The 13,630-nt window shown below is 60.1% G+C and carries 14 protein-coding genes and 1 tRNA gene; 6 read left to right on the top strand and 9 right to left on the bottom strand.

Annotation, left to right across the window (positions count from 1 at the left end; genetic code table 11):
• Positions 1 to 39 precede the first annotated feature (39 nt).
• From ELH03_RS10300 to ELH03_RS10290, 3 genes are all read right to left on the bottom strand, one after another.
• Entirely contained in the window at positions 40 to 744 is a 705-nt protein-coding gene (locus ELH03_RS10300) for a hypothetical protein (protein WP_128410004.1), read from the bottom strand.
• A gap of 97 nt (positions 745 to 841) precedes the next feature.
• Positions 842 to 1,792 carry a DMT family transporter gene (locus ELH03_RS10295; RefSeq protein WP_197729760.1) on the bottom strand — a complete coding sequence of 317 codons (951 nt, stop codon included), beginning with the start codon at positions 1,790 to 1,792 and terminating at the stop codon, positions 842 to 844.
• A 97-nt stretch (positions 1,793 to 1,889) separates the two neighbouring features.
• A tRNA-Leu gene (locus ELH03_RS10290) sits at positions 1,890 to 1,974 on the bottom strand.
• Positions 1,975 to 2,156: 182 nt separating this feature from the next.
• On the opposite strand from ELH03_RS10290, the gene lipB reads away from it, so the two are divergent.
• Complete coding sequence (gene lipB, locus ELH03_RS10285; protein ID WP_128410006.1) at positions 2,157 to 2,876, top strand: lipoyl(octanoyl) transferase LipB; 720 nt, start codon at positions 2,157 to 2,159, stop codon at positions 2,874 to 2,876.
• 138 nt (positions 2,877 to 3,014) lie between these two features.
• Here the strand turns inward: lipB and ELH03_RS10280 are convergent, their stop codons facing one another.
• From ELH03_RS10280 to ELH03_RS10270, 3 genes are all read right to left on the bottom strand, one after another.
• On the bottom strand, positions 3,015 to 3,380 hold the full coding sequence (locus tag ELH03_RS10280) for a hypothetical protein (RefSeq protein ID WP_128410007.1): 366 nt from the start codon (positions 3,378 to 3,380) through the stop codon (positions 3,015 to 3,017).
• Between the two features lie 322 nt (positions 3,381 to 3,702).
• Entirely contained in the window at positions 3,703 to 4,212 is a 510-nt protein-coding gene (locus ELH03_RS10275; RefSeq protein WP_128404116.1) for a BON domain-containing protein, read from the bottom strand.
• A gap of 83 nt (positions 4,213 to 4,295) precedes the next feature.
• The gene (locus ELH03_RS10270; RefSeq protein ID WP_130658909.1) at positions 4,296 to 4,790 is read right to left on the bottom strand and encodes a peptide deformylase; all 495 of its coding nucleotides are present in this window, start codon (positions 4,788 to 4,790) and stop codon (positions 4,296 to 4,298) included.
• Positions 4,791 to 5,032: 242 nt separating this feature from the next.
• On the opposite strand from ELH03_RS10270, the gene mgtE reads away from it, so the two are divergent.
• Together mgtE and ELH03_RS10260 are read left to right on the top strand one after the other, a co-directional pair.
• Entirely contained in the window at positions 5,033 to 6,448 is a 1,416-nt protein-coding gene (mgtE, locus tag ELH03_RS10265; RefSeq protein ID WP_128410009.1) for a magnesium transporter, read from the top strand.
• Positions 6,449 to 6,511: 63 nt separating this feature from the next.
• Positions 6,512 to 6,904 (top strand): MerR family transcriptional regulator, encoded by a 393-nt coding sequence (locus tag ELH03_RS10260; RefSeq protein WP_018242133.1) that lies wholly within the window; start codon positions 6,512 to 6,514, stop codon positions 6,902 to 6,904.
• A 24-nt stretch (positions 6,905 to 6,928) separates the two neighbouring features.
• Here ELH03_RS10260 and ELH03_RS10255 read toward each other — a convergent pair whose 3' ends face one another.
• From ELH03_RS10255 to ELH03_RS10240, 3 genes are all read right to left on the bottom strand, one after another.
• Complete coding sequence (locus tag ELH03_RS10255; protein WP_130658908.1) at positions 6,929 to 7,918, bottom strand: heparan-alpha-glucosaminide N-acetyltransferase; 990 nt, start codon at positions 7,916 to 7,918, stop codon at positions 6,929 to 6,931.
• Entirely contained in the window at positions 7,918 to 8,682 is a 765-nt protein-coding gene (locus ELH03_RS10250) for a DUF599 domain-containing protein (protein ID WP_128404139.1), read from the bottom strand. The genes ELH03_RS10255 and ELH03_RS10250 overlap by 1 nt, the downstream gene beginning before the upstream one ends.
• Positions 8,683 to 9,093: 411 nt before the next feature.
• Entirely contained in the window at positions 9,094 to 10,140 is a 1,047-nt protein-coding gene (locus tag ELH03_RS10240) for a LacI family DNA-binding transcriptional regulator (RefSeq protein WP_128404121.1), read from the bottom strand.
• Between the two features lie 283 nt (positions 10,141 to 10,423).
• On the opposite strand from ELH03_RS10240, the gene ELH03_RS10235 reads away from it, so the two are divergent.
• The 3 genes from ELH03_RS10235 to ELH03_RS10225 all read left to right on the top strand — a co-directional run bounded on the left by ELH03_RS10235 (position 10,424) and on the right by ELH03_RS10225 (position 13,609).
• A complete protein-coding gene (locus tag ELH03_RS10235; RefSeq protein WP_128404122.1) occupies positions 10,424 to 11,470 on the top strand; it encodes an ABC transporter substrate-binding protein in 1,047 nt (348 codons plus the stop codon).
• Between the two features lie 73 nt (positions 11,471 to 11,543).
• A complete protein-coding gene (locus ELH03_RS10230; protein WP_128404123.1) occupies positions 11,544 to 12,362 on the top strand; it encodes an ATP-binding cassette domain-containing protein in 819 nt (272 codons plus the stop codon).
• The gene (locus ELH03_RS10225) at positions 12,359 to 13,609 is read left to right on the top strand and encodes a sugar ABC transporter permease (protein WP_164902143.1); all 1,251 of its coding nucleotides are present in this window, start codon (positions 12,359 to 12,361) and stop codon (positions 13,607 to 13,609) included. Before ELH03_RS10230 ends, ELH03_RS10225 begins: the two co-directional genes overlap by 4 nt.
• Positions 13,610 to 13,630: the final 21 nt, after the last annotated feature.

Raw genomic sequence — 13,630 nt, 5'->3', positions numbered from 1 at the left:
GCACAAAACACCGGAACGCACAATCAGGCTTGCGGAGCGTCAGGCGACGGCAGCTTCCGAGACGGGTTCCTCGTCGACGATACGCAGCCAGCGGCTGCGACGCGGCTCGGCATAAGCGCGCAACTCGACGGCAGCCATGATCCCCGCCCAGTGCGGATGATTGGCGCCGGACAGCGTTGCCTGCTCGATCTGCTGGAGAACGCCGTATTCGACAGATGAGACGGGGATGATGCCGCCTTCGGCGACGCTTCTGAAGATGCGCATCGCGTAGTCGACGTCCTGGCGGCTGATGCCCCGGCGATCGATGGCGCGCGACAGCTTGTAGCCACCGATATTGTCGGTGATCGCCAGGCGAAGCTGATCGAGGGCGAGCGCTCTCAACTCAACTGGGACATCGGCCGAAATCTCCATGACGTGGAGAATGAGCTCGAGCTCGAGCGCCGAGTTGACGACACCATCGGTCGTGAACATGCGCATGATCCAGGCGACGTTGATTTCATCCAGCGAGCCCTGTGGATAGGTGTAATGGACGATGAAACCGGCGAGCTGCTCCACGAAGAAAGCGTTCCAGTCGGCACATTTTTCAGGGCAGGAATTGTTGAGCGCCAACATCGCCACGACGTCGTCGGATGTCCGGATACCCTCCGGAAAACTATGTTTGCGCAGCAGTACTATATCTTCGGCCGTCAGCCGATGCTTGCCGGCCACGACACAGGCCGGAAAAGCGAGGCGAAATTCGCTCATGTTTTAACTCCAGGCTTCATCATGAAACCGGAGACAGTTTTAGCGCCTGCGAATTGACGATCCCTCAAGAAGAGGAGTTAACCCGATATTCCCGAGGTCAGGAAGATTTTAACGATTGTGCCTGCAGCCGCTCGCGCCAGATGATGAAGAGGCCTGATGCAACGATGATGAAGATGCCGATCCATTTGGGAAAGCTCGGGAAATCGTTGAACAACGCATAGCCGAGAACGGTCGCCGAGATGATCTCGAAGTACTGGAACGGCGCAAGCAGCGACAAGGGCGCGAGACGAAAAGCCCGGACCACGAGCATATGCGCATAACCCGAGATCGTGCCGAGGGCGAGAAGCAGGACAAGGCCGAGACCGGAGGAGGGCAGGGAGACAGCAAAATCGGCATTGCCGGAACCGCTGCCCACGAGAAGGGCGGCCGCCATGAAGACCGTTCCGCCGATGCCGGCCATCGTCTGCATGGTCAGCGGCGAATCGGCCTCGCCGATGGCGCGGTTGAGGAAGAGATAGAGCGAGAACAGAAAGGCGCAGGCGACCGGCAGCAGCGCCTTCAGGCCGAAGATTTCGTAGCTCGGCTGAATGACGATCATCGCGCCGCCGAAACCGACGACGATCGCCATCCAGCGCCGCCAGCCGACCTTCTCTCCGAGAAACAGCGCCGATAGGGCGGTCAGCATGAAGGGCTCGACGAAATAGATGGCGAAGACATCGGCGAGCGGCATGTATTTGACGGCGACGAAGAAAAGCAGGCTCGCAGCACCATGCAGCACACCGCGCAGCAGGTTCATCCACGGCCGTTGGGCCGAGAGCGCCTTCAGCCCGAAAAGGGCGAAAAGAATCGGCAGAGTGCAGGCGATCTGGAAGAAGAATCGGTAGAAGGTCACCTGACCCGGCGACATCGCCTCGAAGGTCGCCATGTATTTGGCGATCGCATCCATGATCGGCAGGATGAGCATGGCGCCCGACATGATGGCCATGCCCTGCAGGGAATTTTGATGGGGCTCTGACATGGCTGCCGATTCTTGCAAGGATGACGCCATCAACCATGGGCAGGCCAGGCGATCAAGCCAAGCAGCCGCCAATAGCGTCGAGGTAAAATCGAAATCGTCGCTTAGAGAGCGTTTCCCTGAAGGGAGATGGTGCGGTCGAGAAGACTCGAACTTCCACGGGTTGCCCCACAGCGACCTCAACGCTGCGCGTCTACCAATTCCGCCACGACCGCATCGTGGTAGGTGCCGATTTGCGTCGGCGGGGCAGCATGTAGCAAAAGCATCTGGGGTGCACAAGGGCGATATGACAGTTTTTTTTAAAACCGCTCACAGCATTTGAATTGGCCCTGAAACGGGTCCATATAGCTGTCCTGCCGCCCCCTTTTCACAGGCATTTCGGGGAGAGCGGCAAGGAATGGCCATGCTTCGCACCGATCTCGAATTCTCCATGCTTCCCCAACTCGGTACCCGGCCGGTACGCTGGCGCATCGCCGATGGCCTCGTTCCCTATGAGGAGGCGGTGGAGACGATGGAGCGCGAGGTGGCGGTGATATCAGATGGCGGCGATGAGCTCGTCTGGCTCGTCGAACATCCGCCGCTCTATACTGCCGGCACCAGCGCCAATGCCAGGGACCTCGTCCAGCCGAACCGGTTTCCGGTCTTTGCGACAGGGCGTGGCGGTGAATACACCTATCATGGACCCGGCCAGCGCGTCGCCTATGTCATGCTCGACCTGAAAAGGCGGCGGCAGGACGTGCGCGCCTTCGTCGCCGCCCTTGAAGATGTCGTCATCCGCACGCTCGACATGATGAATGTCCGCGGCGAGCGACGTGAAGATCGCGTCGGCGTCTGGGTGCGCCGGCCGGAAAAACCATTGCTGGCCGATGGGACGATGGCCGAGGACAAGATCGCCGCCCTCGGCATAAGGCTGCGAAAATGGGTGACCTTCCACGGACTGTCGCTCAACGTCGATCCCGATCTCGATCATTTCGGCGGCATCGTGCCCTGCGGGATATCAGCCTATGGCGTGACCAGCCTCGTCGATCTTGGCCTGCCTGTGATGATGGCTGATGTCGATATCCGGCTGCGCACCGCCTTCGAAGCGGTTTTTGGCGAAACGACGGGAGAAACCTGACCCTTTGGGGGAACGGCTCGCGGGGCGTCTAGAGATGCATTGAACCGGGCGTCTGATGCATTGAAAAAGAGAAGGGCCGTTTCCGGCCCTTTTTTTATCGGATCCCTGTCTTTTATCGGATCCCTGTCTTTTATCGGATCAATGGGTTGCGCGGCATGCTTCGGTGCGGGAAGCGCCGCTGTCGGCACCCTTGGTATGGGAGCCCTTCGGGCCGATCATGCTATGGCAGGGGGGCAGCTGCGTGATGCTGGCCGTTGCGGTCTTGTCGACGGCAGGGGCGGCCATGGCGCTCGGTGCGAAGCCGTCGCTGTCATTGGTGTAGTCGCTGGAGTAGGCCGGGGCCTTGCGGCTGTTGTAGTGCACCGGGGCCGGCTTCGACGTCGGGCTCGGCGCGAAGCCGTCGCTGTCGTTGGTGTAGTCGTCGGAGTAAGTCGGCTGGGCGAAGGCAGCGCCTGCAAGGCTGACGGCGAACAGGGACGCGGCAAGGGCAAATTTGATGCGCATGGGTCTATCTCCTCAATCTGCTGTTGAATTCCACAACATAAACTAACCCTCGGCACACACGAGTTCGCGCCCCAATTCAGGCAATTTTGTGATAATATGGCGACGTACCCGCGACCTTTTGTCCAAATGAAATCACAGTGTTGTCAACGAAATTGACGTTCGCGTTACAGAAGCCGCCTAACAAAAATGGGCAATTAATCTCACGAATGGGACAGCTGGTGCTACAATCGTAAATTGTTAACTTTTGGTAATGTTGTGAAGGGTCACTAACGGGGAGGCGGCAGCCCGTCTCCCGTTAGTGATCTGCGCCTTGTGCGTGAAGTCAGTCCTCGTTCGGGATATGCGCATCGACACCGGTGAGCTGCAGTTTGTTGCGGACGTGACGGACGCCATCGACCGAAAGCGCGCCGAGTTCGACCTTGCGAGCGATGCCGATCGTCTCCACCGACCCTTCCAGGGTGACGACGTGACCATCCGCATGAACCTCGATACTGTCGATGTCGACCTCAGGAATGTTTTCGAGATTGTCGTTCACCCGCGCTTCAAGGTCGTCGCTTTCATCACGGTCGATCGTATCGGCGCGCAACGAATCCTTCAGGCGATTCTCGTTGCCGTCCTCATCCGTGCCATCGACCCGGAAGCCCTTATTGGGATCGCTGTCGAAATTGGCCGCGGTCTCGCCATAAGGGCGGTTGGCGGGGTCGGCGCCGCTGCCGTCGGCATAGGGCCAGCCGTCATCGAGGTTGCGCTCTTCGAGGTCGCGATAATCTTCCTCCCGGGAAAGCTCAGGCTTTTCCCGGGAAATCGGGGTCTTGTCACGGATCCTTGTCATTGCAGTCGCTCCTTGTTTCTTTGCTGGAAACGCCGGCAATGGCGAATGGTTCGGTGCGGACGGCGATTTGTCAGCCGCGATTGTCAGCCCTGCGCCTTCTCCCATTTCTTCACGAGACGGTCGCGTTTCAGCCGTGAGAGGCGCTGCAGCCAGAAAATGCCATCGAGCTGGTCGACTTCGTGCTGGATGCAGATGGCGAGGAAATCTTCGACACCGTCCTCGTGCACGGCGCCCTCAGTATCCTGATAGCGGAAGCGGATGGCCCGCGGGCGCGTGACCTCATCGGTCGCACCGGGCATGGAGACGCTGCCTTCAGTATGGCTCATCGTCTCCTTCGAAAACCAGGTGATATGAGGATTGACGTAGAGGCGCACGTCGTCGGCCTTGTCGAGCTCCAGCACCGTGACACGGGTGAAGACGCCGATGTGGGCGGCGGTGATGCCGACGCCGGGCGCTGCGCGCATCGTCGCCAGCAGGTCGTCGGCAAGCGCGGCGAGCGAGGAATCGAAGGCCGTCACCGGCGCGCAAACAGTCTTCAGGCCCGGATGTGGATAGCGCAGAATTGGACGGATGGGCATGGGGCAGGCTTCCTCTGCTTGGACGGGTGAGGAAACTATCGCCGGCCGCGGGCATTGTCATCATGAAGCACGGTTTGCCGCTTTACGACACGGGTGCTTTGGGCTAGCAGGGGCCAAGAATTCCGGCTGCGGGAGCCTCGCGCGGGATTCGCTTATCCGCTTGTTGATAATGTGTTTTCGGCCGACATTTATGAATGCGGCGCGGCAGTCGTTGAAATTCGAACCAGATGCGAGGGCGGCAGATGACGACGACCGATGGGGAAGACCGCATTCGCAGGCGTCCCGATGACGAGGAAGCCGATATCTACGACGAGGACGGCAATGTCCGCAGCGATTTCCTGGCGCTCGTCGGTGCTGCGATCGCCGACCGCGACACGCTGTTCCTACGCCAGAACGTTGCCCGCCTGCATGAATCCGAAATAGGCGACCTGCTGGAATCCATCCAGCCGGATCAGCGCCTGGCGCTGGTGCGCTTGCTCGGCGACGATTTCGACATGACGGCGCTAACCGAGGTCGACGAGGCGATCCGCCGCGAAATCGTCGACCAGATGCCGAATGCGCAGATCGCCGCCGCGATCGGCGAGCTCGATTCGGACGATGCCGTCTACATTCTCGAGGACCTCGACAAGGAGGATCGGGAGGAAATCCTCGCCCAGCTGCCGTTCACCGAGCGGGTGCGGCTGCGCCGGGCGCTCGACTATCCCGAAAGCTCGGCCGGGCGCCGCATGCAGACGGAATTCGTCGCCGTGCCGCCATTCTGGACGGTCGGCCAGACGATCGACTACATGCGCGACGAGGAGGATCTGCCCTATTCCTTCTCGCAGATCTTCGTCATCGATCCGACCTTCAAGCTGCTCGGCGCCGTCGATCTCGATCAGATCCTGCGCACCAAGCGGCAGACGAAGATCGAGCAGATCATGCGCGAGACCAACCATCCGGTTCCGGCCGAGATGGACCAGGAGGAGGCGGCCCAGCTGTTCGAGCAGTACGACCTTCTGTCGGCTGCCGTCGTCGACGAGAACGGCCGGCTGGTCGGCGTGCTGACCATCGACGACGTCGTCGACGTCATCCACGAGGAGGCGGACGAGGACATCAAGCGCCTCGGCGGCGTCGGTGATGAAGAGCTGTCGGACAATGTGCTTTCGACGGTGCGTTCGCGCTTCCTGTGGCTTTTGATCAACCTCGGCACGGCGATGCTGTCGGCAAGCGTCATCGGCCTGTTCGACGCCTCGATCGAAAAGATGATCGCACTTGCGGTGCTGATGCCGATCGTCGCCTCGATGGGCGGCAATGCCGGCACGCAGACGATGACGGTGACGGTGCGCGCGCTCGCCACCCGCGATCTCGATATCTACAATGCCGGCCGCATCATCCGCAGGGAGGCGGGCGTCGGCATCCTGAACGGCATCGTCTTTGCGACGATCATGGGCGCGATCGCCGGCACCTGGTTCCACGACTACCAGCTCGGCGGGGTGATTGCGGCGGCTATGATCATCAATCTGATAGCGGCAGCCCTTGCCGGCATCCTCTTGCCACTGCTGCTCGACAAGATGGGGGCAGACCCGGCGATCGCCTCTTCCGTCTTCGTCACGACGGTGACGGACTGTACCGGCTTCTTCGCCTTTCTCGGCATCGCCACCTGGTGGTTCGGCATCTGAACCGCCCAAAATTGACTATTACGTAAAAGTCAATATTATCGTCTGTCCGACGACGGGGAACACATGCCGGTGAACAAGTTTTATAGCATAACGGAGCTGACGCGCGAATTCGGGGTCTCGACGCGCACGCTCCGCTTCTACGAGGACGAGGGACTGATCCATCCGGAGCGGCGCGGGCGCACCCGTCTGTTCCGGCAAGCCGACCGGCGGCTCATTGCCGAAATCCTCCGCGGCCGGCGCATCGGTTTCACCATCGCCGAAATCCGCGAGATCATTCAGGTTTACAAGGAGCCGCCGGGCGAACTTGGCCAGCTGAAGCTCCTGATGAAGCGCGTCGACGAGAAGCGCGACGACCTGCGCCAGAAGCGCAAGGATATCGACGACACGCTGGCGGAACTCGACGCTATCGAAGAGACCTGCCTCGGCCGCCTCGCCGAAATCGGCGTCACCACCTGATCACACGCCGTATTGCCGGCGAATTCATTCAGCCTCGGCGCTGCATTCGGCGGCAATCGTCTGGACCCGCTCGTCGTTCTGTATATCGATCGCGCCCGCCTGCAGCGGCGTGAACAGGGCTTGCGCCTGCAATTTCTCCAGCGTGCACTGGCAGAAGCTGCGGCAGAGCGCTTCGCCTTGCTGCATGACGCAAGAGGCGTTGCATTGCCTTAGGTAAGTCGCAACCGGATCAGGCGCCTGCGGTGGGACGACGAGGGACAGCCCATAGGCGATACCGATCAACACCGGCTGGTGGATGAGGTAAAAGGCAAGGCTGTGGCGGCCAAGCCTTGCCGGCCACCAGGAGCCGGTGCCGATGGCGGCAAGCCGGTGCAGCAGCCTGGTTCTGATGGCGATCGAGGCGATACTCAATCCAGCGAAGAAGGGCGTTGCCCAGGGAAACAGCGGCACGTAGTCGTTGGACCGTTCCGGCATCACCGCAAGGCCGATCCAGGCGAGATATCGGGGATCGAAGAAGGATGAGCGCAGTAGGCCGGGTGGGCCGAAATTATCGGTGATCCAGGCGGCAAAGAGCGCGAGCGTGGCGATGAGGGTGAAGGCGTGCGGCAGTCTCAAGAAAACGACGCCGATGAGGGTGAGCACCGCGATACAATGCAGGATGCCGAAATAGATCCACTCGTCCGGCATCGCGATGCGCGTGGCGATCGAGATCACCGCGGCTGCCGCCGCGATCATGCCGAAGCGCTTCCAGAAGGAGGGCCAGCGAATCTCGGGCTTGCTCGACAGCACCAGGCTGATGCCGACGATGAAGAGAAAGGTCGTGGCGATCGCCCGGGCATAGATCTTCAGCCAGCCGGTCTCGGCCGTGCCCGGCGCGAGATAGCCCATGAACTCCATATCCCAGCTGAAATGGTAGCTCGCCATGGCGATCAGCGCGACGCCGCGCGCCGTATCCAATAGACCGATGCGCGGTGGCCTTGCCGCCGCATCGGTTTCCGTTGCCGGCAATGTCATCAAAGTCCCTCGGGCAAATCACGTCCGTCGCTCGACGGCATATCGCGGCGAATAGCAGAAAGGTGGAGATTTGATGGCGGGCCGGCATCCATGATCGCCAGTCGCGCCTCCGAGAAGAATTGCCGCCGTGCCAGCACGAAGATGACGATCGCCGTCGTCATCATGAAGACATAAGGGTTGATGAACCAGCCGAGATACCCGATCGACAGGAAGATCGCCCTGAGGCCCTCGTTGAAATTGCTGCCGGCAATGACATTCATGCGGATGACGCGTTCGGCGGCCCGCTCGGCGGCGATGATGTCGCGCTCGCTGTCGCGCATCATCGGGATCGAGCCGAAGAGAATGGTGCAATAGTTGAACAGCCGGTAGGACCAGCCGAACTTGAAGAAGGCATAGCCGAAAAGCGCTGCCAGCCCGCCGACCTTCATCTCGAAGACGGCATGGCCGCCATGGAAGACGAAGGGCAGGTCAGCGAAGACCGCGTCGACTTTCTCCGTCGCGCCGAGCAAAGCAAAGCAGCTGCCGATCGCGAAGATCGAGGTCGAAGCGAAGAAGGCGGTGCCGTTCTGCAGGCCGGCCATGATCTGCGTGTCGATCATCTTCAGGTCGCGGCGCAGCGAATTATAGATCCACTCCCGGCGCCGTTCGGTCATCGCATGGGTCAGGCTGGTGCGTCCGAAGAAGGTGCGGCCGTGCAGCAGCCAGGAATAGCCCATCCAGACAAAGGCAAAGAAGGCCAGAGCGATATAATCCGCCGTCGTCATCAGTGATTCAGTCTCCGCATGAACGCGGCCATTATGCCGCAAGCCGGATTGTGCTGCATGGCCGAGTTCGGCGGCTTTACGCGAGTTTTTGGCCATGCGGCAGTTCGGCATAATCGAGCCGTCGGGAAACGACAAGGCTTGGTGGACAGCGGACTGGCATCTTCTGGAAGTAATGACAACAATGCGGTCATCCTTCAGCTTGGGGATTAGGGATGGAACCCAAAGAAGGAGAAAAGGACGGCGCTATCCCTCCAGCGCCTCAATCATCCCCACCCGCGTCGCATGACATACCCATGCTTGCACCGAATTCACTTCATCCATCGTCCCGCGAAGGACCTTCATACCGCCGGTCAGGCCCCCAAACAAAGAAGACGGAACTACGTCTCTGACGCCGGTACGGCTCGATGCCTCTCACGCCATTGGATCATTGATGAGGGCATAGTTGCTATCCACAAAGATAGGCGGGATCTCGATCAGCGAGGCGCCTTTGGCTCCATGGTCGATGACCTCGAATACGGCGCTCAGCATGCCCTGAACGTCCTGCCGCACCATCTCGATCTCGTCGCCGAGCAGTGCCGCGAAGGGGTCCCAGTCGAAGCAGCCTATGACAGGCGAGTGATTGACATAGTGGCCGGAGCGCTTGATCCAATGCATGACGCCTTCGAGCGAAATGGTGGAATTCACGAACATGCCGCTCGGCAGTTCACGCTCTGCCATGGCCAGCGCCTGAAGAGATATCTCGGCTTTTTCCGGAGCGTATCCGCAGGTCAGGATATGCCTCTCGTCGATCGCTACACCGATATCGGCATGGGCCGCGCGAAAGCCGCGCACGCGCTCCACTGTGTTGTGATCGCTGCCGCGGCCACCGATGAAGAGAAGCGGGCGAGCCGCGCCCAGCTTGCGCTTGCTGTTGACGAGGATGCGCCGCGTCAATTCTCGGGCGCCGGTGAAATTGTCGGAAATGATGGAAGGCGCTTTGGTGCCGGGCAGATCGAGATTGAGGCTTCCGACGCCCGCGGCCCCGCAGATATCACTGATGCGGTCGGGATCCGTGGCGCCGGTCGAGACCAGCCATTCGACCTGATAGGAAAGCATGGTCCGGGCCGCTTCGACCTCCAGTTCAGGGTCGCGGCGTGTACAGGTGATGATCGGGAAAAGACCCCGCTCGCGTGCCATGGTTTCGAAGGTCTCGACAATTGATCCGAAATAGCGGTTGTCGTATTTGGGCACGATCATGCCGATGATTTTCGACTTCTCTCGTCGAAGCAGGCTGGCCTGCATGTTGATGGCATAACCCTGCTCCTCCGCTAGCCGGGTGATCTTTTCCGCCAATTGGCTGCTGATTCTGCGCTTCTTCCAATTCCCGTTCAGCACGGCGCTGACAGCACTGGCCGACGTTCCCGCAAGCTCGGCCAGATCATAGATCGTGGTCTTTTTTGTCGGCCTGTCCTGATTCACTGATATCTCCACTTCGAGCGCAGCTTGACATTATTGAAGGAAGGTGGCAATTGTTGCTTCATCGATTGAGCACCGTTGCTCAATCGATGAAGTTGGTTGGCTGTGGAGAGTCGACCGGGAGGTGTCCGGGAAAATCCACGATCATGACCCACGTCGACCTGGGTTGGCGGGGCGGTGATATGCACGCTTTGCTGCTTTTGCAGCAAGGCTTGAGGAGAGGCTTGGGCATGAAACCGGAACGCGCCTCTCGGCACGGGTTTATGCATTCAAAAAGGAGGAAAACATGAAATTCCGTTCAATGATGATGGTGTCGGTTGCTGCCGCCGCCATGTTTGCCGGTTCGGCCTATGCGCAGGAGGCCGCTACGGTCGCATTCCTGATGCCGGACCAGGCGTCGACGCGCTACGAGAACCATGACTATCCTGGGTTCAAGGCGGAGATGGAGAAGCTGTGCGCGAAATGCACGGTCATCTACCAAAATGCCAATGCCGATACGGCGCTTCAACAGCAGCAGTTCAATTCGGTCATCGCCCAGGGCGCCAAGGTTGTCGTGATCGACCCGGTCGACTCGGCCGCTGCGGCTGCGCTCGTCGAGATCGCACAGTCCCAGGACGTCAAGGTCATTGCCTATGACCGTCCGATCCCTGCCAAGCCAGCGGATTTCTATGTGTCCTTCGACAATGAAGGCATCGGCCATGCCATCGCCGAGTCGCTGGTTCAGCATCTCAAGGCAAGCGGCGTTGCAGAGGGCGCCGGGCTACTGCAGATCAATGGCTCTCCGACCGACGCGGCGGCTGGTCTTATCCGTGACGGTATCCATCGCGGCCTGAAGGATTCCGGCTACAAGACACTTGCGGAATTCGACACGCCGGAGTGGGCGCCGCCGAAGGCCCAGGAATGGGCCGCCGGTCAGGTTACCCGCTTTGGCGCAGATATCAAGGGCGTTGTCGCCGCCAATGACGGCACGGGCGGCGGCGCGATCGCTGCCTTCAAGGCTGCAGGCGTAAACCCTGTTCCGCCCATCACCGGCAATGACGCGACGATCGCGGCCTTGCAGCTGATCATCTCCGGAGACCAGTACAACACGATTTCCAAACCGTCGGAAATCGTGGCTGCCGCTGCCGCCAAGGTGGCGGTACAGCTTCTGAAGGGCGAAAAGCCGAAGGCGAAGACCTCGCTTTACGACACGCCGTCCGAACTCTTCGTGCCGGCCGTCGTGACGGCAGACAACATCAAGGCAGAAATCTTCGACAAGAAGATCCAGACTCCTGAAGAGGTCTGCACCGGTGAATACGCCGAAGGCTGCAAGAAGCTCGGCATTACCAAGTAATAGTTCTCCCAAGATCTCCGGCCGCGCCAAGGCGTGGTCGGAGATACCCCGAACCTAAAAAGAGCGTCAAACCATGGTGCAAGAACACAGGGCGAACCCGGAGAAAGATAGTCCCATTCTCCGGCTCACCAATATCTCAAAGAATTTTGGTGCGGTGTCGGCGCTGACCGATATTGATCTGGAAGTGCGTGCCGGTGAAGTCGTTGCTCTCGTCGGAGACAATGGCGCGGGCAAGTCGACCCTGATCAAGGTTCTGGCAGGCGTGCACCAGCCCTCGTCCGGAAAAATCGAGTTCTGTGGCCAGGAGGTGTCGCTCGACAGTCCAAGCCGCGCCCTTGAACTCGGCATCGCCACAGTGTTTCAGGATCTGGCCCTCTGCGAGAATCTCGACGTCGTCGCCAATCTCTTCCTGGGTCATGAACTGTCGCCGTGGAATCTCGATGAAATCGCCATGGAGGTCCGCGCCTGGACGCTCTTGAAAGAGCTGGCGGCGCGCATTCCATCGGTACGAGAGCCCATTGCTTCTCTGTCGGGTGGTCAGCGCCAGACAGTGGCCATCGCGCGATCCCTGCTTCTCGACCCGAAAATTATCATGCTCGACGAACCCACCGCGGCTCTCGGCGTGGCGCAGACAGCCGAGGTGCTGAACCTCATCGAACGCGTCCGTGATCGCGGGTTGGGCGTCATCATCATCAGCCACAACATGGAAGATGTGCGTGCGGTTGCTGACCGCATCGTTGTCCTGCGCCTCGGGCGCAACAACGGCATCTTCAGCCCCGACGCATCCAATCAGGAACTCGTCGCATCCATCACCGGAGCCATGGAAAACTCCGTGTCGCGCCGCCTGGATCGTAAGGTGGGCCAAAACGAAAGCAGCGGGAGCATCGTATGAGCGAGAATATGTCAAACAAGGATCAGGCCCTGGACCGCGGCGACATCAGGGTCAAACATGATGATGGCCTGGCCGGCATGCTCAGGAGTTTCGTTAATCGCGTGCGCTCCGGCGATCTCGGCATGCTGCCGGTGGCGGTGGGGCTGATCGTCATCTCAACGGTCTTCAGCATTCTCAACCCGATCTTCCTGGCACCGAACAATCTCGTGAATCTGCTGTTCGATTGCGCGACCGTGGGCATCATCTCGCTCGGCATCGTCTGCGTCCTACTGTTGGGCGAGATCGACCTGTCTGTCGGTTCGATGAGCGGCCTGTCATCGGCTATCATCGGTGTGCTCTGGGTCAACTCGGGTCTGCCTGTCATCGTCGCGATTTTCGCGGCGCTCGCAACCGGCGCTTTTGTCGGCGCGCTCTACGCCCTGATGTACAACCGACTGGGCATGCCGAGCTTCGTTGCCACGCTTGCAGGCCTACTCGCACTCCTCGGTTTGCAGCTCTATATCCTTGGCGCGACCGGAAGCATCAATCTTCCCTATGCCTCACCCCTGGTGCGCTTCGGTCAGATCCTGGTGATGCCGGATTGGATGTCGCATATTCTGGCATTGGTGCCGGGTCTCGTCATGGTCATTGCCGGCTTTGCCATTCGCAAGCGCAGGCAATCGGTCAATCTCTCCTCGCGACCGTTGAGTAATCTCCTGGTCAAGGTGGCCGTGCTAACGGTCGCTCTGGAATTCGCTGTTTATTATCTGAACCTCGGCCGCGGCGTGCCGTGGATGTTCGGCCTGTTCGTCGCGCTGGTCGTCATCTTGAACTATGCGCTGACGAAGACGCAGTGGGGACGGTCGATGTTCGCCGTCGGCGGAAACCGTGAAGCGGCCCGCCGCTCGGGCATCAATGTCCGTCGCATCTACCTGAGCGCCTTCATGCTCTGCTCGACCTTGGGCGCCCTCGGTGGCATCCTCTCGGCATCTCGCCTGGCATCATCCAGCCAGCAGGCCGGCACCGGTGATGTCAATCTGAATGCGATCGCGGCAGCCGTCATCGGCGGGACGAGCCTGTTTGGCGGCCGTGGCAGCGCTTATTCGGCCCTGCTTGGCATCATTGTCATCCAGGCGATCTCCAACGGCCTTACCCTGCTCAATCTCAGTTCGTCCCTGCGCTACATGATCACCGGCGCGGTGCTGGCGATTGCTGTCATCGTCGACTCGCTTGCGCGCCGTTCGCGTGTCAGCCATGGCCGTGCCTAACAATAAACTGGAGGAAATCTC

Source organism: Rhizobium beringeri (assembly GCF_004306515.1).
GTDB classification, from domain to species: Bacteria; Pseudomonadota; Alphaproteobacteria; order Rhizobiales; family Rhizobiaceae; genus Rhizobium; species Rhizobium beringeri.
The sequence above is the reverse complement of the archived record's forward strand: the minus strand, read 5'-3'. Positions and strand labels throughout refer to the sequence as shown.

What these genes read in the sequence shown, in the direction of transcription:
- ELH03_RS10300 (WP_128410004.1), bottom strand. Translation starts at nt 744, where the DNA reads ATGAGCGAATTTCGCCTCGCTTTTCCGGCCTGTGTCGTGGCCGGCAAG.
- ELH03_RS10295 (WP_197729760.1), bottom strand. Translation starts at nt 1,792, where the DNA reads ATGGCGTCATCCTTGCAAGAATCGGCAGCCATGTCAGAGCCCCATCAA.
- lipB (WP_128410006.1), top strand. Translation starts at nt 2,157, where the DNA reads ATGGCCATGCTTCGCACCGATCTCGAATTCTCCATGCTTCCCCAACTC.
- ELH03_RS10230 (WP_128404123.1), top strand. Translation starts at nt 11,544, where the DNA reads ATGGTGCAAGAACACAGGGCGAACCCGGAGAAAGATAGTCCCATTCTC.
- ELH03_RS10270 (WP_130658909.1), bottom strand. Translation starts at nt 4,790, where the DNA reads ATGCCCATCCGTCCAATTCTGCGCTATCCACATCCGGGCCTGAAGACT.
- ELH03_RS10225 (WP_164902143.1), top strand. Translation starts at nt 12,359, where the DNA reads ATGAGCGAGAATATGTCAAACAAGGATCAGGCCCTGGACCGCGGCGAC.
- ELH03_RS10275 (WP_128404116.1), bottom strand. Translation starts at nt 4,212, where the DNA reads ATGACAAGGATCCGTGACAAGACCCCGATTTCCCGGGAAAAGCCTGAG.
- ELH03_RS10255 (WP_130658908.1), bottom strand. Translation starts at nt 7,918, where the DNA reads ATGACATTGCCGGCAACGGAAACCGATGCGGCGGCAAGGCCACCGCGC.
- ELH03_RS10280 (WP_128410007.1), bottom strand. Translation starts at nt 3,380, where the DNA reads ATGCGCATCAAATTTGCCCTTGCCGCGTCCCTGTTCGCCGTCAGCCTT.
- ELH03_RS10235 (WP_128404122.1), top strand. Translation starts at nt 10,424, where the DNA reads ATGAAATTCCGTTCAATGATGATGGTGTCGGTTGCTGCCGCCGCCATG.
- ELH03_RS10250 (WP_128404139.1), bottom strand. Translation starts at nt 8,682, where the DNA reads ATGACGACGGCGGATTATATCGCTCTGGCCTTCTTTGCCTTTGTCTGG.
- mgtE (WP_128410009.1), top strand. Translation starts at nt 5,033, where the DNA reads ATGACGACGACCGATGGGGAAGACCGCATTCGCAGGCGTCCCGATGAC.
- ELH03_RS10260 (WP_018242133.1), top strand. Translation starts at nt 6,512, where the DNA reads ATGCCGGTGAACAAGTTTTATAGCATAACGGAGCTGACGCGCGAATTC.